General features: G+C 26.8%; 20 protein-coding genes and 5 tRNA genes. 3 read left to right on the top strand and 22 right to left on the bottom strand.

The features are described from left to right. Positions 1–196: 196 nt before the first annotated feature. Positions 197–853 (bottom strand): hypothetical protein, encoded by a 657-nt coding sequence (locus MYPE_RS02010; protein ID WP_129374374.1) that lies wholly within the window; start codon positions 851–853, stop codon positions 197–199. A 318-nt stretch (positions 854–1,171) separates the two neighbouring features. Here MYPE_RS02010 and MYPE_RS02005 point away from each other — a divergent pair, with 318 nt between their 5' ends. Then, positions 1,172–3,289, top strand: a complete 2,118-nt coding sequence (locus MYPE_RS02005; protein WP_011077204.1) for an ATP-dependent Clp protease ATP-binding subunit — start codon at positions 1,172–1,174, stop codon at positions 3,287–3,289. A gap of 65 nt (positions 3,290–3,354) precedes the next feature. On the opposite strand, the gene MYPE_RS02000 is transcribed toward MYPE_RS02005, so the two are convergent. Further along, positions 3,355–4,329 (bottom strand): hypothetical protein, encoded by a 975-nt coding sequence (locus MYPE_RS02000; protein ID WP_011077203.1) that lies wholly within the window; start codon positions 4,327–4,329, stop codon positions 3,355–3,357. A gap of 113 nt (positions 4,330–4,442) precedes the next feature. Then, positions 4,443–5,060, bottom strand: coding sequence for a hypothetical protein (locus tag MYPE_RS01995; protein ID WP_044891241.1), 618 nt, complete (start codon positions 5,058–5,060; stop codon positions 4,443–4,445). Positions 5,061–5,216: 156 nt separating this feature from the next. On the opposite strand from MYPE_RS01995, the gene MYPE_RS01990 reads away from it, so the two are divergent. Beyond that, positions 5,217–5,801, top strand: a complete 585-nt coding sequence (locus MYPE_RS01990; RefSeq protein ID WP_011077201.1) for an isochorismatase family protein — start codon at positions 5,217–5,219, stop codon at positions 5,799–5,801. Between the two features lie 86 nt (positions 5,802–5,887). Here MYPE_RS01990 and eno read toward each other — a convergent pair whose 3' ends face one another. From eno to greA, 12 genes are all read right to left on the bottom strand, one after another. Continuing rightward, entirely contained in the window at positions 5,888–7,240 is a 1,353-nt protein-coding gene (gene eno, locus MYPE_RS01985; RefSeq protein WP_011077200.1) for a phosphopyruvate hydratase, read from the bottom strand. A 126-nt stretch (positions 7,241–7,366) separates the two neighbouring features. Continuing rightward, positions 7,367–8,875: a 2,3-bisphosphoglycerate-independent phosphoglycerate mutase gene (gene gpmI / locus MYPE_RS01980; RefSeq protein WP_044891240.1), complete on the bottom strand. Its 1,509-nt coding sequence runs from the start codon at positions 8,873–8,875 to the stop codon at positions 7,367–7,369. A 1-nt stretch (position 8,876) separates the two neighbouring features. Next, positions 8,877–9,629, bottom strand: a complete 753-nt coding sequence (gene tpiA / locus MYPE_RS01975) for a triose-phosphate isomerase (protein ID WP_011077198.1) — start codon at positions 9,627–9,629, stop codon at positions 8,877–8,879. Positions 9,630–9,791: 162 nt separating this feature from the next. Then, a complete protein-coding gene (locus MYPE_RS01970; protein ID WP_011077197.1) occupies positions 9,792–10,031 on the bottom strand; it encodes a hypothetical protein in 240 nt (79 codons plus the stop codon). Between the two features lie 104 nt (positions 10,032–10,135). Then, entirely contained in the window at positions 10,136–10,606 is a 471-nt protein-coding gene (locus MYPE_RS01965) for a hypothetical protein (protein WP_011077196.1), read from the bottom strand. A 60-nt stretch (positions 10,607–10,666) separates the two neighbouring features. After that, positions 10,667–11,926, bottom strand: coding sequence for a DUF31 family putative serine protease (locus MYPE_RS01960; RefSeq protein WP_044891239.1), 1,260 nt, complete (start codon positions 11,924–11,926; stop codon positions 10,667–10,669). Between the two features lie 94 nt (positions 11,927–12,020). Further along, positions 12,021–12,094 (bottom strand) — tRNA-Gly (locus tag MYPE_RS01955). 6 nt (positions 12,095–12,100) lie between these two features. Continuing rightward, a tRNA-Leu gene (locus MYPE_RS01950) sits at positions 12,101–12,186 on the bottom strand. A 24-nt stretch (positions 12,187–12,210) separates the two neighbouring features. Next, positions 12,211–12,285: transfer RNA gene (locus MYPE_RS01945), tRNA-Lys, on the bottom strand. A 45-nt stretch (positions 12,286–12,330) separates the two neighbouring features. Beyond that, positions 12,331–12,405: transfer RNA gene (locus tag MYPE_RS01940), tRNA-Gln, on the bottom strand. Between the two features lie 4 nt (positions 12,406–12,409). Then, positions 12,410–12,494 (bottom strand) — tRNA-Tyr (locus MYPE_RS01935). Positions 12,495–12,590: 96 nt separating this feature from the next. Further along, positions 12,591–13,076: a transcription elongation factor GreA gene (gene greA, locus MYPE_RS01930; RefSeq protein WP_011077194.1), complete on the bottom strand. Its 486-nt coding sequence runs from the start codon at positions 13,074–13,076 to the stop codon at positions 12,591–12,593. A 141-nt stretch (positions 13,077–13,217) separates the two neighbouring features. On the opposite strand from greA, the gene MYPE_RS01925 reads away from it, so the two are divergent. Next, positions 13,218–13,658, top strand: a complete 441-nt coding sequence (locus tag MYPE_RS01925; RefSeq protein ID WP_011077193.1) for a hypothetical protein — start codon at positions 13,218–13,220, stop codon at positions 13,656–13,658. Positions 13,659–13,716: 58 nt separating this feature from the next. On the opposite strand, the gene rnc is transcribed toward MYPE_RS01925, so the two are convergent. From rnc to MYPE_RS01890, 7 genes are all read right to left on the bottom strand, one after another. Next, positions 13,717–14,439, bottom strand: a complete 723-nt coding sequence (gene rnc / locus MYPE_RS01920) for a ribonuclease III (RefSeq protein ID WP_152023089.1) — start codon at positions 14,437–14,439, stop codon at positions 13,717–13,719. Beyond that, positions 14,426–15,421 carry a phosphate acyltransferase PlsX gene (gene plsX, locus MYPE_RS01915; RefSeq protein WP_011077191.1) on the bottom strand — a complete coding sequence of 332 codons (996 nt, stop codon included), beginning with the start codon at positions 15,419–15,421 and terminating at the stop codon, positions 14,426–14,428. Before plsX ends, rnc begins: the two co-directional genes overlap by 14 nt. Positions 15,422–15,573: 152 nt before the next feature. Beyond that, positions 15,574–16,560: an ABC transporter ATP-binding protein gene (locus MYPE_RS01910; RefSeq protein WP_011077190.1), complete on the bottom strand. Its 987-nt coding sequence runs from the start codon at positions 16,558–16,560 to the stop codon at positions 15,574–15,576. Positions 16,561–16,743: 183 nt separating this feature from the next. Continuing rightward, a complete protein-coding gene (locus MYPE_RS01905; RefSeq protein ID WP_011077189.1) occupies positions 16,744–18,372 on the bottom strand; it encodes an MG_279/MG_280 family protein in 1,629 nt (542 codons plus the stop codon). Between the two features lie 94 nt (positions 18,373–18,466). Then, complete coding sequence (locus tag MYPE_RS01900) at positions 18,467–21,112, bottom strand: hypothetical protein (RefSeq protein ID WP_011077188.1); 2,646 nt, start codon at positions 21,110–21,112, stop codon at positions 18,467–18,469. Between the two features lie 189 nt (positions 21,113–21,301). Then, complete coding sequence (locus MYPE_RS01895; protein ID WP_011077187.1) at positions 21,302–23,944, bottom strand: hypothetical protein; 2,643 nt, start codon at positions 23,942–23,944, stop codon at positions 21,302–21,304. Positions 23,945–24,144: 200 nt separating this feature from the next. Next, the gene (locus MYPE_RS01890; RefSeq protein ID WP_011077186.1) at positions 24,145–26,787 is read right to left on the bottom strand and encodes a hypothetical protein; all 2,643 of its coding nucleotides are present in this window, start codon (positions 26,785–26,787) and stop codon (positions 24,145–24,147) included. Between the last annotated feature and the right edge of the window lie 36 nt (positions 26,788–26,823).

The following is a 26,823-nucleotide window of genomic DNA, read 5'->3' as shown; positions in this document are numbered from 1 at the left end:
TTTAAATATAAAAATTAAAAAAAACTTTTATTAATTAAAATCACCTTTAAATATTTTTTATTTTTTAGTTTTTTGTTAAATCTTTAAGAAGTTATTTTTTGTTCAAAACGAACTAAATGTAACCTCTTTTTCATATATACTGTTTTATTTCTTATCCCTCCTAAAATGTCCCTAGACTGGTTTGTTGCTATTAAATTTATCTATTAGTAGCAGCAACCACTCTAATATTTTTTTGAGGAACACTGTTGCTTAATGGTTTTCTTACAACATTATTATTTACAGGTCTGCTAACAGGTGCAGCCTTGTTTACTGTTGTTGGTCTACTTGCAGTTACTGTTCTGTTAACTGTAGGTTTACTTGCAACAGTTGGTCTTGTTAAAGTTGTTGGTCTACTTACAGCACTATTTGTTATAGGTTTTGGTCTATATGAAGTAACTGTACTTGTAGGTGTTGGTCTAACTGGTTGTTTAGCAACATTAGATCTATTGATAGTAATAGTTGTAGCTGGTCTTCTAGCTGCAACACTCGGTTGAGCAACATTACTAACTGGTTTAGTAGGACTACTAGTGCTTGTAACAGGTTGTACTTGTTTAAGAGTCGCAGGAGTTCTAACTACAGTATTAACATTATTATTTGTTTTAATGTTTGATGCCCCTTTGTTGAAACCTAAAACTTCTCCTATTTTATTTCTTCATAATATCCCAAGAGATATTAATGTGAAAATCACAAACAAGACACTAAAAGCAATTGCTACATTTCTAATGGTTAGAGTTTGAGGATCACCACTATTTAATTCAACAGTTCTATTTGCAACTATAATTCAGCAACCTACAAAGATTCCTAAAAATGCCACACATAATTGGGAGAAAACAAATAATACTACCTTGTAAACTCCTTCTTTATTATTTCTCACTAACATTTGTACACAAAAATATTTGTTTTACAAACAAATAGTCTCCTTTATTTTTTCTATTTTTTCTTTATTTTATATTAGCCAAAATTAAAATTCAATGTGAAAACCCCTAAAAAGCTAATATTTAATAACATAAATTAGCAAAAATGTGTGCAAAACTTAAAAAAGCCCAAAAAATTAGCACTCCTATATTTAATCTGCTAAAATAATGTATAATTAATTTATTCATGTTTTTTATACTGAAAAGGAGATGTAAATATGGAATTTAATTTTGAACCATCTAATGAAAAAGACATCCTTAAAAAATATTCTAGAAACTTAAATGAAGAAGTATCTGCTAACAAATTAAACAAGATTATTGGGAGAGAACAAGAGATTAGAAGGGTAATTGAAATCCTATCTAGAAAAGAAAAAAATAATCCTGTTTTAATTGGTGAACCCGGAGTTGGTAAAACAGCAATTGTAGAAGGATTTGTACAAAAAATCATTTCTAAAGAAGTTCCTGAAAATTTAGTTCACTGTGTAGTTTATGAAGTTAATCTTTCTTCATTAATAGCTGGAACTTTTTTACAAGGGGAATTTGAAAAAAGATTAAATGCATTAATCAAAGAAGCAAAACAAAACAATGGAGCAGTAATTTTATTTATTGACGAAATTCATCAACTAATGGGAATGGGTAAAGCTGGAAATAATTCTGGAATGGATGCAGCAAATATTTTAAAACCTATCATGGCTAGAGGTGAAATCAAAATAATAGGTGCTACTACTTCAAACGAATATAGACAATACATTGAAAAAGATGGAGCACTTGAAAGAAGATTCCAAAAGATATTAGTAGAAGAACCAACACCAGAAGAAGCATTAACTATTATGAGAGGATTAAAAGAAAAATGAGAAATCTATCATAAAGTTAGAATTCAAGATAATGCACTAGTAGCTTCAGTAAAACTTTCTGAAAGATATATATCTGATAAATACTTACCAGATAAAGCAATTGATTTAATTGATGAAGCTGCAGCAAAGATCAAAACAGAAGCACACACTTCTCCATCTGAACCAATCAATAAAAAAATATTCTATTTAGAAACTGAAAAGATAGCTCTATCTAAAGAAGAAGGAACTAATCAAAAAGAAAGAATTAATGAAATAGAAATTGAATTAGAAAAATTAAAACAAGAAAGAGATCTTGTTGAAAAAGAATGAAAAGAACAAAAAGAACAACAAGTTGCTTTAAACAAAATTAAAAAAGAAATTGAAAAAAACAATTGGGATGTTGAAAGATACCAAAACCAAGGTGAATATACTGAAGCCTCTAAAATCTTATATTCAGTACTACCAGAATTAAAAAAGAAACTAGAGGCAATTGAAAAAAGTATTTCAGAAAACAAAAAGGTTTTAATCAAAGATTATATAAGTGAAATTGATGTAGCTGAAATAATTTCAAGAATTACAAAAATCCCATTAAATAAAATTTTTGAAAAAGAACAAGATAAATTACTAAATCTATTTAACAACTTAAAGAAAAGGGTTAAAGGACAAGATGAAGCTTTAAAACTTGTAAGTGATACAGTTTTAAAAAATAGAGTAGGTATTAATAACCCTAATAGACCAATTGGTTCATTTCTATTTGTAGGTCCTACAGGGGTAGGTAAAACTGAAGTTGCTAAATCACTTGCTGAAAATTTATTCAACACTGAAAAAGCAATTGTGAGAATAAATATGAGTGAGTATATGGAAAAACATTCTATCTCTAGATTAATTGGAGCTCCTCCTGGATATATTGGTTATGAGCAAGCTGGTGAGCTTAGTGAACAGATTAGAAGAAAACCATATTCAGTAGTATTGTTAGATGAAATAGAAAAAGCACACCCAGATATTCTAAATGTATTACTACAAGTATTAGATGAAGGAACTTTAAAAGATAATCAAGGTAGAAATATCAATTTCAAAAACACAATCATTATTATGACTTCTAATGTTGGTGCTTTATATCTAATGGAAAATAAAGAAGATATGTTTGAAAGAGAATTAAAAACTTCTTTCAAACCTGAATTCCTAAATAGAATAGATGAGATTATTAAATTCAATTCTATTACAATGGAATTTGCAAAAGAGATAGCTCAAAAAATGTTGGATGATTTAGAAAAGAGATTGAAAGACAATAATTACCAAATCACTTTTGATAAATCAGTTGTAGAATATGTTGCTAAAAACGGTTATAGCAAAGAATATGGTGCAAGACCAATAAATAGATTTATTCAAAAAACTATTGAGAATTTCATTACTGAATCTATCTTAAAAAATGAACTTATTAAAGATAGAAGTACAATAATTAATTTTGCTAATAATAAATTAGCAATTTTAAAAAGTAATTAAAGAACCATAAATAAAAATTAAATAAAAAATATCAAATAGAAATTTCTATTTGATATTTTTTATTGTTAGTCTTCTATATTAACTTTTGATTTAACAACATCTTTTAATAAATTGTTTTTAATTTTTACATTAATAATTTTTGAGCTAATTCCATGAATCAAAATTATACATGGAAGTGAAATTCCTAAACCCATAGTAACTGAACTAATAACATTATATGGAAAATAACCACTTAATATTCCAGTTAAAAATAGTGCAAGTAGGATACCATTTATTAAATATAAAATCATAAAAATAATATTTTTAATAAAACATTTGTAAACCAATTTTAATATGCTATTTGGATCTAATATATTATCCAAGCTATTTAATAAATAAATCATCCCAATATATCAAGTGTTAGAAAAGCTTACTCAAAAATTTGAAGAATAAGTAAAAGGTTGTTTTTTATAGGACAACTCTCCATAATCATAAGCTTGATAGAATAACTTATTTTTATCACTTAAATTTCTTTCTACTTCTTTTGTGTAAATGAAATTCTTGTTAAATGTTTTAAAAAGATTAAATTTAAAATTTTCAAATATCTCATTTTTATTAATATCCAATTTGAAATTAGGATCTATTGTAAAATCAATTTTTACACTATATTCTTTCAAACAATACTTTTTAAACTTCTTATCAATATTCTTTAAGATTCATTTGGTTATAAGTGATTGATAAATATATTCAAAAATAATAGAACCTATAACAATTGATATCCCATAGATACATGCAATGTGTGTAGAAGAAGGAACAATTAAAGCAATTGATATTGCACAAAATAAAAAGTTAATAAATAAAATTGCTATCTTTAAAAAGTTTATATATAAAACATAAAATGTAAATACAAATTTTTGCTCATTCATAATTTTAAAAAATGAACGGAAGTATATAAATAAAACCATGCTTCCATAAATTGGAGAATATAAAATTCATCAAGGAATTTTAGTTTCTTTAAATTTCTGAATAACAGCAAAATCAAATTGTAATGTTTCAGTCATATTACAAAATATTATAAGATAAACATCTTAGGTCTAAAACAAATCTTTAATAGTTAAAAAGATAATTTAATATCTATAGATGTTTAATAATAAATAAATAATTATCAATATTTTTATATATTGCTATTAACCTTATTAAATACATCTTCAATTTTCTTAAAGATTGCATCATCTTGTTTTGCACTAGTATCTCTAACCATTTTTCAAGAATTAGTAATATATATTTTTAGTGGTAATTTTTTTATTTTCATTAAATACTCTAAAGAAAGTAAATAATCAGATTCTAAAGTTATGACAGCATTTGCAATTGCTTTCTTATAATCCAACTTAAATGGATATTTAGAAAATACATCATTTAATGTAGGGATTTGATAACAAACAATTCCTTGAATCCCTAAAGGTTCACTAGATATATGTTTATTATTATTTCAGTGTTCAAAGATTTTAATATGAAGAACTAAATGTTCTAATACATTACAATAAACTAATCTATCTCCCATTTGATATTCAAATGGATATTTCAAAGCTTCTTCTTTTTTAGAAAGTAATACAAATTTATCTTCATCAATATGATGAATCTCTAAACCTTCATTTGTTCTTTTAATAGATTCTCTTGGACTTCTACAAGTTTCATTATGAAAATAACTTTTTGTAATCACTCCATATTTTTGTTTCAAATAATCACAGCATTGTTTATAAGACATTTGTAATAATTGTTGAATTTCAGTCATTATTATTCCTTTCTTAATCATTTATTAATATGTACTTTTTAATCAACATTTATTATTTTAAATTACAAGCTAAAAGAATAATTTTATAAATTGTTTAAATAATTACTAAATATATTTTTGATATTATTTAACAAAGAAATAAAAGCAGGTACATAAATGAATAATGTTAACTTTAAATCTATTCTTATAATGATTGATAACCAAGTAGGGTTTGCAACAATTGAAGAAACTAAACATGTAAGTAACAAAATTGTAGATCTATCTAATAAAGATTATTTTGATTACAAGATTGCTACTATGTATGTAAATGATGATTCACTTAAATCTAATTTATTTACAAGATTGCAAAACTGACATTTTTTAAAAACAGAACAAGAATATAAATATGTAGATAATTTAAAATATGATTACTCTTTAACTAAACATACATATACTTGTGTTAATTTAGAGTTATTAACTCAAATTAAAATTGCAAATGATAACAAATTACCACCTTGTGTATTTTTAGTAGGGATGGATACAGAGTGTTGTGTTTTAAAAACAGCAATAGACTTTTTTGAAATAGGAATTATTCCAATTCTATTAAAACCATATACTTATTCAAATTCAGGATTTGAATCTACAGAAAGAGGTTTTAAACTATTTGAAAGACTTATAAGCAATAAAGCTATTATTGATAAAGAAATAAATAGTAAACAAGATGTAATTGATATCATCAATTCATTTAAAGAAAATTTCTAATAAATTAAGATTTTATAGACATAAAAAAATTAGTAGGTATTTCACTACTAATTTTTTATTTATAAATTAAACTTCTAATCTAAATACTATTTAATTGATTTAAATGTACTTTTACCAGGGTAATGAGCTTTTGACCCTAATTCATTTTCAATTTCGATTAATCTGTTATATTTAGCAATTCTTTCAGATCTAGACATTGAACCAGTTTTAATTTGTCCTGTACTTAAACCAACTGCAATATCAGCAATTGTAGTATCTTCAGTTTCACCAGATCTATGAGAAACTACACAAGTTCAACCAGCTGCATGTGCTGCTTTAATAGTTTCAATAGTTTCAGTTAAAGTACCAATTTGGTTAACTTTAATTAATACAGAGTTTGCAACTCCTTTAGAAATTCCTTCTTTAACAATTTTAGGATTTGTACAGAATAAGTCATCACCAACAATTTGAACTCTGCTTCCTAAGTCTTTAACCATTAATTGGAATCCATCTCAGTCATTTTCAGCTAATCCATCTTCAATTGAGATGATTGGATATTTTTTACATAATCCATCTCAATATTTAACCATATCTTCTGATTTTTTAACTGCATCTTTTGCTGTTAAGATTTTAGCTTTTAAAGCTTTTTCAAAAGTATATGTTTTTTTATCAGCATCAAATAATTCTGAAGTTGCTGGGTCTAATGCAAAAGCAACATCTGCATCAACTCCTGGTTTGTATCCTGCTTTTTCAACAGCTTCAACCATTAACTTTAATGCTTCATCAGCATTTTTTAAGTTAGGTGCAAATCCACCTTCATCACCTTTGTTAGTATCTAATTTTTTAGATTTTAAAATTGATTGTAATGAGTGGAAACATTCAGATGCCATTCTTACAGCTTCTTTTAAAGATTTAGCTCCAACTGGCATGAACATAAATTCTTGGAAATCAATAGTGTTATCAGCATGTGCACCACCATTAATAACGTTTAACATAGGAACAGGCATTGTTCATGAATCACTGCTATCTCCCATGATGTTTTGTCTAATGTATTTGTATAATGGTTTTTCTTCTATCATTGCAGCTAATTTTGCAACTGCTAAAGAAACAGCCAAAATAGCATTAGCACCTAGTTTAGCTTTGTTAGGTGTTCCATCAAGACTAATCATTAATTCATCAATCTTAGTTTGTTGTCTACAATCCATTCCTACAACTTTAGGAGCAATGATTGTATTAACATTGTTAACAGCTTTTAAAACACCTTTACCGTTAAATCTTTCTTTGTCACCATCTCTTAATTCAACAGCTTCTCTTTCACCAGTAGAAGCACCAGATGGAACCATAGCTTTTGCAAATACACCATTCTTAGCATATACTTTTGCAGCAACTGTAGGGAACCCTCTTGAATCAATTACTTCGTAAGCTTCAATCTTACAAATTTTAAATTTACTACCGAACATAATATAAAAAACCTCATGTAAATATAAACTACATTTGTTAATTATATTCTTTTTTAAAAAAATAAATGTGATAATTTAAAAAAATTTTAAGATAGTTTGTTTAAAGCTATCTTAAAATTTATATTCTTATTTTTTTAATAAAGATTTTTTATCCATATCTGCTGGAATTTCTAATCCCATAAAATCAAGAATTGTAGGAGCAACATTTCCTAAACTTCCAGGTTTGTTAAATTTAACATCTTTGTTATTTGAAATAAAAATAACTGGATTTGTAGTATGTTTAGTAACTGGATTGTTATCATCATCTAGCATTACTTCAGCATTTCCATGATCTGCTGTAATAAACATAGTTCCATTTAATTCTTTAATTTTTTGATCAATTCTAGCAAGTTGAGAATCTAATGCTTCAATTGCTAATACTGCTTCATTGTATTTACCAGTATGTCCAACCATATCAGCATTTGCAAAGTTTAAAACTATTACATCAAACTTATCTAGATTTTCAATTAACTTGTCTGTAATTTCAACAGCAGACATTGCAGGAACTTCATCATATGTTTTTACTTTTTTAGAATCTACTAGAATTTTAGATTCATTCTTTAAATCTACTTCTACTCCACCATCAAAAAAGAAAGTAACATGTGCATATTTTTCAGTTTCAGCAATTCTTAACTGTGTTAATCCACTATTAGCAACAACTTCACCAAAAGTATTTTTAACAACAACTGTAGGGAATAAAATTGAAGTTGGTGTTATTCCTTCATATGTCATCATAATTGCATAGTATAGGTTTTTTAATGGATGATCATTTTTTTCTTCATATACTGTAGACCCACAAAATAAGTGAGAAATTTGTCTTGCTCTATCTGGTCTAAAGTTTGCATGAATAACTGCATCATTATCTTTAATAACAACATTGCTATCATTAATTCTTGCAGGTACTAAGAATTCATCAAAAATGTTTTCACTATATTGTTTGTTTACATAATCAATTGGATTATCAAAATAGTTATTTGAAATACCTAATAAGTTGTCATATGCTTGTTTAGTTCTTTCTCATCTTTTGTCTCTATCCATTGAATAGAATCTTCCTGAAATTGTAGCAATTGTTCCAGGGTATTTTTTTAATACATCATTTAATCTTTCTAATGAACTAATAATAGATTGAGGTGCAACATCTCTACCATCTCCAAAAACATGGATAACTGGTTTTAATCCATTTTCAGAAACAATTCTAATCATTTCAAAAATATGTTGTTCATTTGAGTGAACTCCACCTGGAGATAATAATCCCATAATGTGGATGTTACTATTGTTTTTCTTTGCATGATTAATTGCTTCTAATAAAGTTTTATTAGAATCAAATTTCTTTGTTTTGATATCTTGGTTAATTAAAGATAATCCAGTATAGACAATTCTTCCAGCTCCAATAGTTAAGTGACCAACTTCAGAGTTTCCAATTTGTCCATCAGGTAATCCTACATATTCACCACTTGCTTCTATATAACAGTGGTCATATTCTTTTACTAAATTATCCATAAAAGGAGTTTTAGCATTTAAGATTGCATTTCCTTTTGTGTCTTTAGAAAATCCATATCCATCTAAAACAGCTAATAATACTGGTCCTTTTTTCATTTTAGTTTCCACCTAATTCAATTAATTTAACAAAGTTTTCTGCTTTTAAACAAAAGCTTCCTACTAATGCACCATTAATGTTTTTTTGTTTAAAAAACTCTTCTGCATTTTTATCATTTACTGAACCACCATATAGAACCACTAATGATTCAACAGCTTGTTTGCTATATAGTTTGCTTAATTCATCTCTTACCTTTTGAATTAAATCATCTACTTCTTTTCCAGTTGGTACTTTTCCAGTTCCGATTGCTCAAACTGGTTCATACGCAATTACAACATTTTTTAATTGTGCTTCACTTACATTTGCTAAAGCTTTTTTAGTTTGGTTTCATACAACATCAAAAGATTTGTTAGCTTCATATTCTTCTAAAGTTTCACCAACACAAACTACAGCTTGCATATTATTTTCTACTAATGAAATAGTTTTTAAATTTACAGTTTCATCAGTTTCATTAAACATTTGTCTTCTTTCAGAGTGTCCAATAATTGAACCATCAATTCCACAATCTTTTAATTGAGATCAAGAAATGTTTCCAGTGTATGCTCCTTCATTTTTAAAGTGTGCATCTTGAGCAATTACTTTAATTCCTTTTAAAATTTCTTTTGCTTGGTTTAAGTAAATGCTTGGAACACCAACACTATAATCAGCATTAACTTTTACATTTTTTATATTTTTATCAAATTCTTCTTTGAATGTTTTTATATCATTTAATGTTTTAAACATTTTTCAATTTGCTATGATTAGCTTTTTCATACTTGTTAATTACCTCTATCAAAAAACATTAATATTTTAATACATAGAGATTAATATCAAACTATTAATAAAATAAATTAAATAATTAGGGTTATTTTTTATTAATTAAAAAATAACTAATATATAAAAAAATAAAACTACTATCAATTAATTTGATAGTAGTTAATAAACTGTTTTAATTATTCTTCTATATTCATCAACAATGATGGTGATATTATGTTCAGGGTTTTTAAAAACTTTACCATTAAAATCTTCTCTAACTAAAATAGAAAACTCTAAATACTCTTCTAATTTTCCATGAATATAATCAGAAGAATAACTTTCTAAATGTAGTCTTTCTCTAGCTCTTCTAACAGCATGATGGGTAATATTGTATTTGAATGGGTTTGAATAATAGCTCATAATATCTTAGTTTATTTTTAAATATAAATAATTAAAGTTAAATAATAATCAATTATTGTTATAAATAACTAATCATTATTTAACTTTAATTGAAGATTACACTACTATTCTATATTATTAGATTTTGCTTCTTTATGGTAACTTTTCATTAATCGATATTTTTCAATTATCACATCACAAGTTGCTAATTGTAAAACTGAACCAATGCAGAAAGTAAAGAAATTTATAATAGCTAATTGTTTTAAATCGGATTTTACTTCTTTATCAATTTCAATTGAAACAAGTAAATTCTTGATATTAAAAAATATTAAGAATCCTAATACTATAACCATCATTGCAAATGAAGTTGCTAAAACATAAATTGATATTTCATAACTGTAAATATAATTGTTATCTATGAAATAGTATTTATTAGAAGTTAGTAATAAATACCCATATTCATTAACTGATCCAATTTGTTGAACAAACATGTTTAAGCTTCCTAAAATTCCTAGTACTAAAAAAGCAACTATTAAAGCTGTAAAGATAATTGACCCAACAGAGAATTGTCTAAGCCTGGCAATGTTTATAACCATGTTTATTCCTTTGATTATTCTTATTTAATTTAAATAAAACCTAATATAAAACATACAAGGCTATATGTTAGTTATTGTACTACTATTTGTGTCATTATTTATTGCTTGTTGAATGTTGTAAGCAATATTAAATTTAGAAGTTACAAAAATATCATAAGAACCTAGTTCTACTTCATTGTTACCAATCCTAAAAACAGAAACACCTCAATATATTCCAACTACTTGTAGTTTCCCATCTATTACTGTTGCTAACATACTACCAGATGACCCTTCATCTGAATGTCCATAGAAATATCCAGTATAGCTAACATTTAAGAAGTTAGTTGATGTTTTATCACTTGAATAATCTTTAGTTACAGTAGGAAGTGTTCCATTTAAAGAATTATCTGTAGTTGTAGTAGTACTAGAACTATTATTATTTTTATTTGCAAATGTCTCATCTATAAAAGTGATAGGAATAGAATTTGATGTATCTTTATTTCAAGTTTCACCAAAAGCATTTGTAACCTCATTGTTTAATTTAAAATCTGAAACTGGTTCTCACATTATAGAGTTTGTTATTGAAGGATCACTAACTTTAGGAAAACCTCCTGAATAGTAAGTGTATCTAGTTAAATCTAATGGGTTAGCATTTTCATTACTTGATCCATATACACTTGTAGGATTAGATGAATAAGCTTTTAATCAATTATAAAAATCTTGGTTACTAGAACTATAACTCTCCATATTAATTTCATATTTAAGAATAGTAATATCTGTAACACCTCAATAGTTTAAAGATTGCCCCCCAGAACTTGAAGAATAGCTTTTTGTATTCGTTGAATTAAAAGCAGCATTATACTTTGTGTCATTTATAGTAGTGTAAACAACTGTTGGTGTAGAAACATTTACATAACTGTTATTTTCACTATTGTGTCCATTGTAAAAACCAATTGAACTTTTTATTTGACTAACATTACTATAATCTCTTAAATGATAACTACTATTGCTGTATTGATAAAATTTAGTATTTTTAAAATTAACAGAAGCTGCTACATGCATGTTAGTAGCCACATAATATGAATTACCTTTAACTGATCAAATTCATCCAGTTCCTCAAACAACATTTGAATATACACTAGTATTTTCACTACTTGAATATTCAAACTTTAAAGTCAAAGTCTTATTCATGATTTGAGGTGTGTATTGACTGTTTTCAGTATTATATTGTTTTGAATATAAATCTTCTGCAGCTGCACAAGAAAATAAAGGACCAGTATATAAGACTACTGAAAATAAAGGAAAAATCTTTTTTAAAAATTTATTAAAGCTAATTTTCATAATAAGAGTTTTATTTACATAATTATAAATTATATATACTTTGATGTACAGCAAAAAACCACCAATTGCTTAATTGGTGGTTAGACATTTTACTTGGAGCGGGTGATGGGAATCGAACCCACGTTAATAGCTTGGAAGGCTATAGTTCTACCATTGAACTACACCCGCATAAACTGGTGCTGGAGAAGGGACTTGAACCCTTACTACATTGCTGTAACAGGATTTTAAGTCCTGTGCGTCTACCATTCCGCCACTCCAGCTACCCTAGTTAAAAATTTTTTAAATGGTGTCCCATATAGGACTCGAACCTATGACCCCTTCATTAAAAGTGAAATGCTCTACCGCTGAGCTAATGGGACATAAATGGTCAGTGACCATTATGTTTATTATTATTTTATTATAATTGGCTGGGCTGGTTGGGATCGAACCAACGCATGATAGAGTCAAAGTCTATTGCCTTTCCGCTTGGCTACAGCCCAATAATGGTGGGCAGTGACGGATTCGAACCGCCGAAACACGAGGTAACTGATTTACAGTCAGCTGCGTTTGGCCACTTCGCTAACTACCCATTTTTTTATGTTTGCGCAAATGCTTTTCACACAAACATAAATTATTATATTATATTTTCTATTTTTTATAAATAAATTTTATATGGAATTTACAACTAATTAGTAATATCTACAACTTTAACTTTGTAAGGGTGATCAATTCCCTTAACATAAGATTCTTCACCAACTTTTTTTCCCATGATACATTTTGCTAATGGACATTCATTAGAAATTTTGTTTTGTGAAGGATCAGATTCAATAGGACCTACTATTTTATATGTATGAGATTCACCATCACTATAATCTTTAATAGTTACAGTTGCACCAACATGAACTTTCTTTTCATTTGAACCAGAACTTTTTTCTTCTTTAATAATTTTTGTATTATTTAAGATATTTTGGATTTCTTTAATTCTTGATTCAATTTGAGCTTGGAAGTTCTTTGCTGCATCATAATCAGCATTTTCAGACAAGTCACCTTGTTCTCTTGCTTCTTGAATTTGTTTAATAATCTCTGGTCTTCTAACATCAATTAGATATTTAAGTTCTTTTTCAAGTTCTTTTTTTCCAGATTCTGTCATCAAGTTTTTCTTTGCTGCCATATAATCTCCTATTATTAACTAATTAATTTTATCAATAAATTAAATCTTATCAAGAATATTAATTATTTTTTAAAAAATTTTCTAATTCTGTTTTTTAATTAAATTGTACTTACAAAATATTATTTAAAGGTATTAATCAATATGAGAACTGTAGAAGAAACTAAAAAAATACTAAATGTATTAATTAAAAATGACAAAAAACACTTAAAGTTTTTTGATGCTAAATTCAATGAATATGAACAAGCTAAAAAAGATAATGCTGAATTATACTTTGTTGTAGAAAATAGAAACTATTTAGTAACTCAATATTATGAATTGAAATATGACTTAGAAAAATCTCAAAAGAATAGTAAAAATGTAGTTGAACAAAAACCATCATTTGAAACATATTTCTTAAGATTGTTAAATGCTTTCTTAGATTTTGAAGACAATGATTGTACTAGCTGAATTTTAGATAACTATGAATATTTAAAAAATAGGGTATCTCAAATTTATGCAAATAATAAAACTTGTCACTTATATCAATTCAAATATGTAGAAGTTGTTCCAAACAATCCAAATAATCAATTTATTGAATTGTAGTTATCTGTTATTACATTAATAGTTAGTAGAATAAAAAAAATCAAAGTAAGATTTAATCTTATTTTGATTTTTTTAACATATTTTTATCAAAGGCATATTTCTCATATGCTATTTTAGCAGCTGATTTTTGAGCTTCTTTTTTAGTTTTACCAACACCTACTCCATAAATGATTTCATCATATATTAGAGAAGATTTAAACATATTGTTTTCAATCTCCACAGTTTGGTAGTAAAAATGAGCTTTTTTATGTTTTTTAGCAATGTTGTATTGGAATAGCTCTTGAATCCTAGATTTATAGTCAATTGGGTTAACTAATTCATTATTTTCATAATATTTTAGAATTGTTTTCTCTAAGTATTTTCAAACTTCATCTTCACCTTTATCAATAAAAATAGCTCCAGCAAAGGCTTCGAATAAGTCTGCTTTAATTTTTTTAGTATCATTTTCTAAATTTATACCCTTACCAATAAAAGCATAGTCTAACAACCCTAGCTCTTCTGATGCTTTTTTAAAGATTTCAGAGTTAACTAAATTCTTTCTAATTTCTGTCATTTTTTGCTCATCTAATGATTTGTTTTTAAATAAAAACTCTGAAATTAACTTAGATATAACAGCATCTCCTAAAAATTCTAATCTTTGATATGTGTAACCAACTTTCTTTTCATTGTTGTAAGAATTGTGAGTCAAAGCCTCAACATATAGGTAATATTTATTTGTTTTTATTCCTAATTTATTAAGTATTTTGGTCACATCTAATTGTCTGTAATTATTGTCCTTCATTATCTTTTTCAAACTCTCTTTTTAATATATTTATTAAATCTGCTTTCACAGTGTCTCTTAGTAATCTTAATGAACTATAAAATTGTTTATAATCAGCACTTCCATGAGTTTTTATAGCAATCTTGTTTAGTCCTAAAACAATTGCTCCTGCATTATTTTTATAGTCATATTTGTTTTTAATAGTAAGTAAATTTGGGATTGATAATAAAAATCACAATCACCCAAATAAAGGTTTTTTTCTAGTACCTAATAAAGATCTTAAAACTGTTTTAAAAGTTCCCTCTAAAGCTTTTAAAGCAATGTTACCAACAAAACCATCTGAAACTATTAAATCTACTTTTTCTTCTAATAAGTATCTGGATTCTACAAATCCAACATAGTTAATGTTTTTAACATCTTTTAAAATTTTATTTGCTTCAATATGATAACTTAAACCTTTGTTATCTTCAGTACCAATATTTAAAATTCCAACTTTTGGATTTTTAACATTTCTTACCTTTTCAATGTAAATTGATCCCATTCTAGCAAAATTAACTAAATCTGTTGCATCACACTCTTTATTTGCACCAACATCTAAAAAGTTAACACCTCTACCATTAATTGTAGGCATATATGGCATAAATCCACACTTAGTAATTCCAGGAATTTTACCTAGAATTAAAAAAGTTAAAAAGACATAGCACGAGGTATTCCCAGCAGATAAAACACCATCAGCTTTGTTTTCTTTAACTAGTTCTATTGCCTTATACATTGAACTATTTGTTTTTTTTCTTATTGAAATTGGATCATCTGTCATTTTAATTTCTTCAGATGCATGGACAATTTCAAAATTATCAGATGACTTAATCTCTTTTTGGATTCTCTCTTTATCCCCAACTAAGATTATTTTTACATCACTATTTTTTTTACAAAAATCTCTACAAGCATTAATTGCTTCTCTAATATCGTTTTCAAATCCCATTACATCTACTGAAAAAATCATAATAACCTCTTTTTTTAATTTATATTTAGTTCTAAATTTGAGAAAACAAATATAATAACCATCCAATCTTTAAGTTTATTAGATAATTATTATATTTTTGTAAATTACTTCAAAAAAATAGTAATTTGATATATTAGAAAACAAAAAATAGACTATAAACTTCAGTTTATTTCTTCAACAGTCTTTCTATTTTCATTTCTATAATTTTGTGTGATTTTACCACTTTCAATTTTAATTACTCTTTCAGCAAGTTCAGTAATTGCATTATTGTGAGTAACTATAATTACAGTTGTATTAAACTTCTTATTAATGTCTAAAAAGATATTCATAATTTCTTTAGTAGCATTAACATGAATTGCACCAGTTGGCTCATCACCAAATAAAATATCTGGGTTTTTAATTAAAGCTCTACAAATAGCAACTCTTTGAGATTGACCACCTGAAAGATTAATTGCTTTTTGTTTTTTATACTTTAGCATCCCAACAGATTCTAATAATTTATCTAAATCTAAATTTTTCTTTCCTGAGTTTTTACTTAAATTAGTAGCAATTTTAATATTATCTTCAACAGTTAGATCTTGTAGTAATCCATATTGTTGGAAAATATAACCAACATGTTCAGCTCTTAATTTAGTTAACTGAGATTGGTTTAAAGTAATTGTATTTTTATCAAACATTAGACATTCACCACTTGAAGGTCTATCTAGTGCTGATAATAAAGTAAGTAATGTTGTTTTACCACTACCACTAGGACCAACAATTACAATAAATTCACCTTTATAAATAGTTAAATCAATTCCTTTTAAAATATGCTCATATTGATAGCCATTTGTAGCATATTTATGGACATTAACTAATTTAATCATTTCATTTTCTGCTAGATTTACAGGATTTTTAGCTTCACTTCTATGAGGTTTATTTCACTTCTTAATTCTTTTAATTTGTTTTTTAATTTCTTTTATTTCGCCCTTAGACAGTTCGCTCTTTACCTTTTTTAATTTAATTTTTTGAGCAGGCTTTTTCTTTTTAAAATTATTAGAAGCAGTAGGAACAGATTTGTTATCAATATCAACTGTTTCTACTTTTAAAGTAGTGTTTTGTTCTACAACTAATGCTTTATTCTTATTATTTTTTGCCATAGGTTAAAATCTCACTAAGTGATATTATATTAATTTAAATTAATAATATTGTAATAAAAAACAAAAAAGATTTCACTTCTATAAAAATATACATAAAAGTAAATTTTTATAGATAGTAATTATTTATATAAATTTTTATACATATAATAAAGTAAAAAAGACATCTTTTAAGATGTCTTTAACTTATCTTAAGTGATCTCCTCTTTGAAAGTGATTTCAAAGTTTAGGGTATTTTTTAAATATTTTATCTAAGTGTGCAGCAAGTTTCTTTCTAAATGCAGATCTTGGTAATGCAACACCATCAATTCTTTTGAAGAAGATTAGCATTAGAATTGAACTTAAAATCATAATACCTAATACTGATGCTCCAACAATTATTAAGATTTGAGAAACTAAATCATAGTATTCTCATTCTTTACTATCAGGATTGTTCACTCTATTGATAGTGTTTTCAATTTCAGTTAATGTTGAAGTTACTGAACCATCAGGACCAATTAAATCATTAACTTGTGATTTTATAGAATCAATTGTGCCAGTTTGGTCATTAACACTTTTATTTATAGATTCAACACCACCAATAACAGTATTTAAAGTGTTTTTGATACTTTCTAAAGTGTTATTATCAATGTTTGATGAACCAGATGAATTTAAATCATTTAATTTATTTTGCATATCTTTTAATTTTTGAAGAGAACTATTAAATTGGGACATTAAACTATTAGGATTGTTTGTTGTATCAAAAACATTAGTATACAAATTATTTACTTCATTATTAACATTAGTTGCACCTGCATTAATATCAGAAATAATTTTTGAACCAGTAGTTAAAGTATTACTAACAAAATCTTTTTGAGTAGTTGCAGCAACACCACCTGCTAATAATCCACCAAAAAATAAACCACCAAAAATATAAGCTGGTCATAAACCTAAATTTTTAAGAATAAGAGGTAATCTTAATTTAAATAAATGTGTAGTAGAGCCATTGTTAGATAAGCCATTGTGAATATTTGGATACTTTTTAAGAATTTTAGAAACATGGACTTTAATTTCTTTTTTAGCATTAAATCTATTTACAAGCTTTCCATCAATTCTTCTATAGCAAATAACTGATAGTAAACCACCTACAATAATTAATCCTAGAATGGTTGCACCAACTCCTAACAAAACATTGGTTACTCCATCATATGTAGAATTAACTTTTTCTTGATTTGTATATGGTTGAATGAAATCATTAATAGGATTTATAACACTATTTACTGTAGATAAAAGATTGTTTAGTGTTCCTTTTAAACTATCAAGATTAATAATTCCACCAGATCCATCAACAATACCAACAAGTTCATTTAAAATTGCAAAACAAGTTTGTTTATTATCTGAAAAAGTATCAGTTTCATTACCTATAACTGAATCATTAACTTGTACCAAAGTGTTTTTAATGTCTTCTAAAGTCTTTTTTTGACTATCTTCAGTTGTTGATGCAATTAATCCTTCTAATTCCTGAATTAGTTTATTTAAATTAGCTTTTTGAGCAGCTAAATCATCTTTAGCATTTACTATTATTGGTTCTATTTTTGCAATCTCTGCTTCAGCAGAATTAAAAAGATCATCAGTATTAATCTTACTTAACTCAGAATTTACATTTTCTAAAAGACCACTAATGCTGCTTACACCATTGTTTAAAATATCTTTAGATTCAGTAGCATACATTTTACCAACTACACCAGCACCTAATGAAGCTGAAACAAGAACTGTTCCAAAGGTAAACAAAACAAATTTGCTAGATTTATATAGAATTTTTACTAAGGTTCTCATGTATATCTTTTATATTTCCTTTGTACTAATAATTATAGAATATTTAAATAAAAAACCAAACCTTGTAGAGATGGTTTGGTTTAATATATAGGAATTACTTTTTAGTAGATTTTCTAATATCTTTTAAATTAATCTTAGATTTAGCAAGTTTCTTTCTTTTAATAATTTGGTGAGTAATCAATCCTGACATGATTAATACAATTGCTAATGCAAAACTAACACTTAATGGAATAGTTAGATTTTGCATAATTGTATTTGAGTTACTATTAACAATTGTTGCTTTTGTAAATCCTTTAAGAGTATTTGAATAAGTCTTAGTACCATTTTCAGAACCATCTGCAACAATTGCAACATTAATTGAAATTGTAATAGAGTTAGTATCTAAATCTTTTGTTATTTCAAAATCATTAATTGTTAATGGCAATTTATCAGTACCACTATAAATTGGTAATTTAGAAACATAGTAGTTATAAACATCTTCTTTGGTAATTAAATCAATTGGAATATTTCTTAAAGTTAATAATCCTTGTTCTAATCCTGAATCTTGTGCTCCAAAAGCAAAGTTATAAATATGAGAAGTTGAAGTACCTTGAGACATTCCATTATAGATATATGAATATCTATAAGTGTTAGAACCCTGAGTTGAAATTACTTGAATTACAATTCCATCATTTGTATCGCTTTGAAGAATTAGAGCAGAAGTTGATGATCCACTAGCTGTATAGAAATCACTTAAACTAAGTCTACCACTAGTATTATTTGAGTTTAATTGGTTAATAACCTGACTAGGTGTGATTGTAGAAAGTTCAGCATCATTAAATGCTCTTCTAATATTTGCAGTAACTTCACTTTGACTTTTAAATGTTATTCCAGCAGCACTTGCTGTTTGTCCTGAAAGTGTATAAGTGTTAGTAAAAGTTCAACCTCCATTAATATCTCCATACTTTGGAAAGTTAAGTGTTACTGTTAAATTATTACCACTACTTTGGATTGTTACTGTTCTGTCTAATGAATAAGTATTTTGTGAACCTTCAAAAAATAAATTAGATAATGATTTCAAATAAACTGCATTGTCTTTATTGTTGTTATATAAATCCATTACATCTTGTACACTACCAAATGCTAATTGGTCAATTGATTTTCATTGGAAAAATAAATTTTTATTATTTAAACTTTCTGAATCATCAGGTTGTAATCCTGAAATTACAATTGATGTTTGAACACCCATTTCTACAGTGTTTTGGTAAACATTAAATTTATTATAAGTAATATTTAAATACAATTGTCCATTTGCATTATCAGCTGTTGCTAATACATTAGTGATGTTAGAAGTATTAGCAGGATTGGATTTATTTATATAATCTACAACACCATTTTTAACAGTGGGTACTTCCCCCATTTTATTTAAGCCAGTTCCATTTCATTGAGTAGAAGTATTATTAGAATTTCTTCCACCAAAAGTTGTTTTCCCCATATAAGTTAAATATAAAGCAGGTAATTGATTAGTACTTGAAGTATCCAAATAATCTTTTTTTGTTAGTAAATCCAATAGATTTAAAGATCCATTGCTAGATGTTGTAAGTGCATTAATTAGTTCTGACGGTGTAAATTGAGAGATCTTTACTGATGTAGCATTTTGATTTGTTTCACCACTTGGTAATTTAAAATTTCTATTTTGTTTTTTGATCGCCTCAACACTTAAAGGAGTATTTAAAAATGAGTTAGTTCCCTCATCAATATTTAATTTCATCTCCTCCTTTGAAGAAGACCCATTGCTAGGCATCAAACCTCTTACTAAGTATTTTTCATCATTAGGGACTTTTTTATTTACCCAATTATCTGCATTTGTAGCTATATCTGATTTTGAAAAATCAACTTTTACTACTCCAATACCATATCTTTTAGCATCTGCATTTGTAATACCATATGATGTTAATTCTGCATCTTCTTGTGAAAAAGTAATAATACCTGTTTTTGTAGCTGTATCTGCTGGCAAAATATCTGTTATTTTAGATCTTGATATCAAGTTAGTATAAACATCTTGTGCATTCAAAGTGCTTTTACTTGTATCTCTTAAAAAGTCTCCAATTTTTTCATTGTTATTTCAAGAAAAATTATACTTATACTCTAAAAACAAACCACCAATATTTTTAGTGGTTCAAACCATAGATTTTTTAACAACTTTACCATTAATTTCTACATCATCAGTACCATTGGTTGTATATGCCCTCATATCTATGCTACTTGATGAACCATCATCAAAAGTAATATTAGTTGTAGGTGGAGCAATATCTGTTCTTCCTTCAACTGGAGTTGTTGATGAAGTACTTCCAGAACCACCAGGTTTAGTGGTTACCCCATTATTAAATTCATTCTTTATTTGATAAACAGTAAATTCAACATAACCATTAGCTAATGCTTGATCTTTAGAAGTTAAAATATTAATTCCATAATTTGCATCATACTTCTTGTTTGGAACAATCAATTCTTTTAACTGAGCCTCAGTAGCAGTATTAGCAAAATTCTTTCCATATCAAGATAACTTGTTGTAATCTTTTTTTAATCTCATTTCTAAAGTATTAACTGTTATATTTCTAGCAGCAGTTGCTTGCAAATCTGAATCTACTTTAGATAGATTACTATTCATACTATTAATTGAGCTAATTCCTGCAACTGGAATTGCACTTAAAGATAAAAGGGTTAATGAACTTAATAAGAATTTAGTATTTCTTTTTTTCACAATGACTCCAAAAGTTAATTAAGATTTATTACAAACAAAAAAATTGCTAGTAATAAACTAATCTACTAATGATTAAATTATCATTTATTAAAATGTTGGTTTCAATTTCAAAACAGTGAAAATCATAGCAAAATTGTGTGTAATAAAAAAACTAAATCTTTGGCTTCAGATTTAGTTTTTAAATAAAAATTATTTTTTAACTGATTTTCTAATGTCTTTAAGATTAATCTTAGACTTAGCAAGTTTCTTTCTTTTAATAACTTGATGAACAATCAATCCTGACATTATTAATGCTATTGCTAATGCAAAACTAATACTTAAAGGAACAGTTAAGTTTTGCATAGTTGAATTTGAGTTGTTATTTACAATTGTTGCATTTGTAAACCCTTTAAGAGTATTTGAATAAGTTTTAGATCCATTTTCAGAACCATCTGCAACAATCGCAACATTGATTGAAATTGTAATTGAATTGTTTCCTGTGTCTTTTGTAATTTCAAAATCATCCATTGTTAAAGACAATCTATTTTCACCACTATAAATTGGAAGTCTTGAAACATAATAGTTATAAACATCTTCTTTAGTAATTAAATTAATTGGGATGTTTCTTAAAGTTGCTAATCCACTTGATAACTCTGAATTATCTGCACCAAAAGCAAAGTTATAAATATGAGATGTTGAAGTACCTTTAGCCATTCCATTATAAATATAAGAATGTTTGCTAGTGATTGTATCACCTGATGTTACTAACACTTCAATAACTATTCCATCATTTGTATCATTTTGAAGAATTAAAGCTGAGTAAGTTGAAGAACCACTAGTTGAGTAGAAATCAGTTAAGTTTAATAATCCTCTACTATTATTAGTTACTAATTCATTAATTACTTCACTTGGTGTAACTGTAGATAAATCTTTTCCTAAAACTGAAGAAATTCTACTTGCAACATCAGATTGAGATTTAAAAGTTATTCCAGCACTTCTTGCACTTGTTCCATTTAAAGTATATGTATTACCAAATGTTGCTCCATCTTTTAAATCTCCAAATCTTGAGAAATTTAAATTAATAGTTAACACATTGCCATTAACTGACATAGTTACTTCTCTATCTAATTGATAAGTGTTATCAGAACCTTCAAAAAATAAATTTGATAATGATTTTAAATATGCTGAGTCATTAGAGTTAGAGTTATATAAATTTAATACATCTTGAGCACTACTAAAAATTAGTTGGTCAATAGATTTTCATTGGAAGTATAAATTTTGATTATTAATACTTGCAGAATCATCAGTTTGTAAACCTGTAATAGTAATTGAAGTTTGAAGGCCAATTTCCATTGTGTTTTGATAAACATTATATTTATTGTAAGTAACATTTAAATATAGTGTTCCTGAAGCATTATCAGCTGTTGCTAATACATTAGTAACTCCAGAACTATCAGCTGGGTTTCTTGTGTCATTATAGTCAATAACACCATTTTTAACAGTTGGAACTTTACCCATTTGATATAGTCCTGTTCCACCTCAAGCAGCTGTAGTTGATCCAGTTGTAGCTCTACTAGTACTTGTTTTACCCATATATGTTAAATGCAAAGCAGGTAATTGATTTGCATTATTTGTTTTATTTAGGTAAGTATCTTGAGTAAGTAATTTATATAAAGAAGATACACTACTTGTAGAAGATGGCAAAGCATTTATTAATTCTGTAGGTGTAAATTGAGAAATTGTTACAGAAGTTGCACCACTTGTAGCACCTGAAGGTAATTTGAAATTTTTATTTTCAGCTTGAATTGCAGAAACACTTAAAGAAGTATTTAGGAAAGATATTGCTGAATCATCACTAATATTTAATTTCATTTCTTCTTTAGTTGAGTTTGAACCTGTTGGCAACAATCCTCTTACTAAATATTTTTGGTCTTTAGGCACAGTGCTATTTACTCAATTATTTGCTTGACCACCTTCATTCGCTGAAGTAGAAAAATCAACCTTAACAACACCTATTCCATAGTTTTGAGCATCAGTTCCTGATATTCCATATTGAGAAAGGTCAGCATCATTTTGGGAAAAAGTAATAATGCTAGCATTAGAAACTGTGTCAGTTGGTAAACTATCTGTTATTTTTGATCTTGAAATCATATTATCAAAAACATCTTGGGCAGTTAAAATACTTTTATTAGTAGAAGATAAAAAATCACCTATTTTTTCATTATCATTTCAAGAAAAACTATATTTCAATGGTAAAAATAACCCTGTTATATTTTTAGTAGTTCAAACCATATTTTTTTTAACAGTTGTGTCATTTATCACAGTGTCTCCATTATCATTTGGATATGCCCTCATATCAATAGTACTTGCTGTTCCATCAGATTGAGTGATATTATCTACTGGTGAAATTAATGTTCTTCCATCAGCAGTTTGTCCTGTTGCTCCTGAACCATTAGGATTTGTTGTAACACCACCTGAAAAACTGTTTTTAATTTGATAAACTGTAAATTCTACATATCCATTAGATAATGCATCACCAGTTGGATTTAAAATATTAAATCCATAGTTAACATCAAACTTAAGGTTTGGAACTATTAATTGCTTTAATTGTTCTTCAGTAACAGTGTTAGCAAAGTTTTTACCATATCAGTCTAAGCTTTGGTAATCTTTATTTAACTGCATAGTTAAATTATTCACAGATATGTTTCTAGATGAAGATGCCTGTAAATCTGAATCAACTTTAGCTAAATTACTATTCATGTTTTTAATAGAACTAATCCCCGCAACTGGAATAGCACTTAAAGATAAAAGAGTTAATGAACTTAGTAAAAATTTACTTTTTCTTTTTTTCACAATATTCTCCCATTAATGAAAATAATGATTAGTTAGTTTTAAATTTAAATTATTTAGATCAAATAATTAAACACACTACTATTAATTATCTAATATTACAGACCAACTTTCAAATTTTACAAAGCATAAAATTTTTAGTTTTAAGTAAAATAAAAAACTAAATCCCACTTTTTTGGAATTTAGTTTTAATAATTTAATAACTACTTTTTTACTGATTTTCTAATGTCTTTAAGATTGATCTTAGACTTAGCAAGTTTTTTTCTTTTAATAACTTGATGAACAATTAATCCTGACATTATTAATGCTATTGCTAATGCAAAACTAACACTTAATGGAACAGTTAAGTTTTGCATAGTTGAATTTGAGTTGTTATTTACAATTGTTGCATTTGTAAACCCTTTAAGAGTATTTGAGTAAGTTTTAGTTCCATTTTCAGAACCGTTTGCAACAATTGCAACATTGATTGATATTGTAATTGAGTTTTTTTCAGTGTCTTTTGTAATTTCAAAATCATCCATTGTTAGTGATAATTTATTAGATCCACTGTAAATTGGAAGTCTTGATACATAGTAGTTGTAAACATCTTCTTTAGTAATTAAAGATATTGGAATATTTTTTAAAGTTTTTAAACCATTCTCTAATTCTTGATCATTTGTATCAAAAGCAAAATTATATATATAAGAAGTAGATGTACCTTTAGCCATCCCATTGTAGATATATGAATATTTGCTTGTTGTAGAACCATTTGTTACAGACAATTGGATTACAATTCCATCATTAGTATCACTTTGAAGAATTAAAGCTGAATAAGTTGAAGAACCACTTGTTGTATAAAAATCTGTTAGATTTAATCTTCCTCTTGTATTGTTAACTGCTAATTCATTAATTACTTCACTTGGTGTAACTGTAGATAAATCTTTTCCTAAATTTGAAGCAATTGTATTTGCTACTTCAGATTGAGATTTAAATGTTATTCCAGCACTGCTTGCACTCATTCCTGAAAGTGTATAAGTGTTACCAAAAGTTGCCCCTTCTTTTAAGTCACCAAATCTTGGAAAACTCAAATTAATAGATAATACATTATTAGTAACTGTGATAGTTACAGTTCTATCTAAACTATAAGTATTTTCAGATCCTTCAAAAAATAAGTTAGATAAAGATTTTAAATAATCTGCATTTTCAGAATTGCTACTATATAAATTTAAAACATCTTGAGCATTGCTAAAAATTAATTGATCAATAGTTTTTCATTGGAAATATAAATTTTCATTTTTTATACTTTCTGAATCATCACTTTGTAATCCTGAAATTGTAATTGAAGTCTGAAGACCTATTTCCATTGTATTTTGATAAACATTGTATTTGTTATAAGTAATGTTTAAATATAATGTTCCAGTAGAATTATCAGCTGTTGCTAATACATTTGAAATTGTAGAATCATTTGCTGGATTACTTGTTTTAGTATAATCTACTACACCATTTCTAACAGTTGGAACTTGTCCCATTTTACTCAACCCAGCTCCACTTCATTGTGTTGAATTTGTAGCATCATTTGGGTTTTGACCATCATAAATAGTTTTACCCATATAAGTTAAATATAGAGCAGGTAACTGATTAGCATTACTAGTTTTATCCCAATAATCTTTTTTGGTTAGTAATTTATAAATAGAAGATTGTCCACTAGAAGAAGTTAAAGCATTAATTAATTCAGTTGGTGTAAACTGAGAAATTGTAACAGATGTTGCATTATTATTTGCACCTGATGGTAATTTAAAATTAGGATTTTCAGCTTTTATAGCAGCCACATTTAATGGTGTACTTAAAAATGAATTAGTTGAACCATCACTAACATTTAGTTTCATCTCTTCTTTAGAAGATGAAGAATTATCACTAGGCATTAAACCTCTAACCAAATATTTTTCATCTGTTGGAATTTTACTATCAACTCAACGATTGGCATCATTACCAGTTGAAGATGAAGAGAAATTAACTTTAACAACTCCTATACCATATCTTTTAGCATCATTGGTTGAAATTCCATATTCAGTTAAATCTGCTGTTTCTTGTGAAAAAGAAATAATATTAGAATTAGTCTCTGTATCTTCAGGTAAAATATCTGTTATTTTTGATCTTGAAATTAAGTTTGTATAAACATCTTCTGATGTTAATGTGCTCTTTGTTGTATTTTTTAAAAAGTCACCTATTTTTTCATTATTATTTCAAGAAAAACTAAATTTCTTTTCTAAAAATAATCCTTGTATATTTTTAGTTGTTCAAACTAAGTTTTTTTCAACTTCTTTGTCATTTATTGTAACTTTTCCTGTTTCTCCAGGGTAAGCCTTCATATTAATGCTACTTTGAGTAGTCCCATCATCATACATGATATTATCTTCTGGAGCAATATCTGTTCTACCATCTACTGGAGTAGTAGATGATCCTCCATTAGGTTGGGTTGTTACACCACCTGAAAAATTGTTTTTGATTTGGTAAACAGTAAACAGTACATAACCATTTGCTAAAGGTTCATCAACAGGAGTCAAAATATTAATCCCATAGTTGACATCATATTTAACACTTGGAACAATTAATTGTTTTAATTGGGCTTCAGTAACAGTTTCAGCAAAATTTTTACCATATCAATCTAATTGCTGATAGTCTTTTTTCAACTGCATAGTTAAACTATTTACAGTAATATCTCTTGCACCAGATGCCTGTAAATCTGAATCAACCTTAGTTAGATTACTATTCATATTTTTAATAGAACTAATTCCAGCAACTGGGATAGCACTTAAAGATAAAAGGGTGAATGAACTTAATAAAAGTTTACTGTTTCTTTTTTTCACAATGAACTCCAAATAAAAATAAATACTTTAGTAGAT

Origin of the sequence: Malacoplasma penetrans HF-2, from assembly GCF_000011225.1 — a bacterium.
Lineage (GTDB): Bacteria > Bacillota_I > Bacilli_A > Mycoplasmatales > Mycoplasmoidaceae > Malacoplasma > Malacoplasma penetrans.
This window is presented reverse-complemented; position numbering and strand designations above follow the sequence as displayed.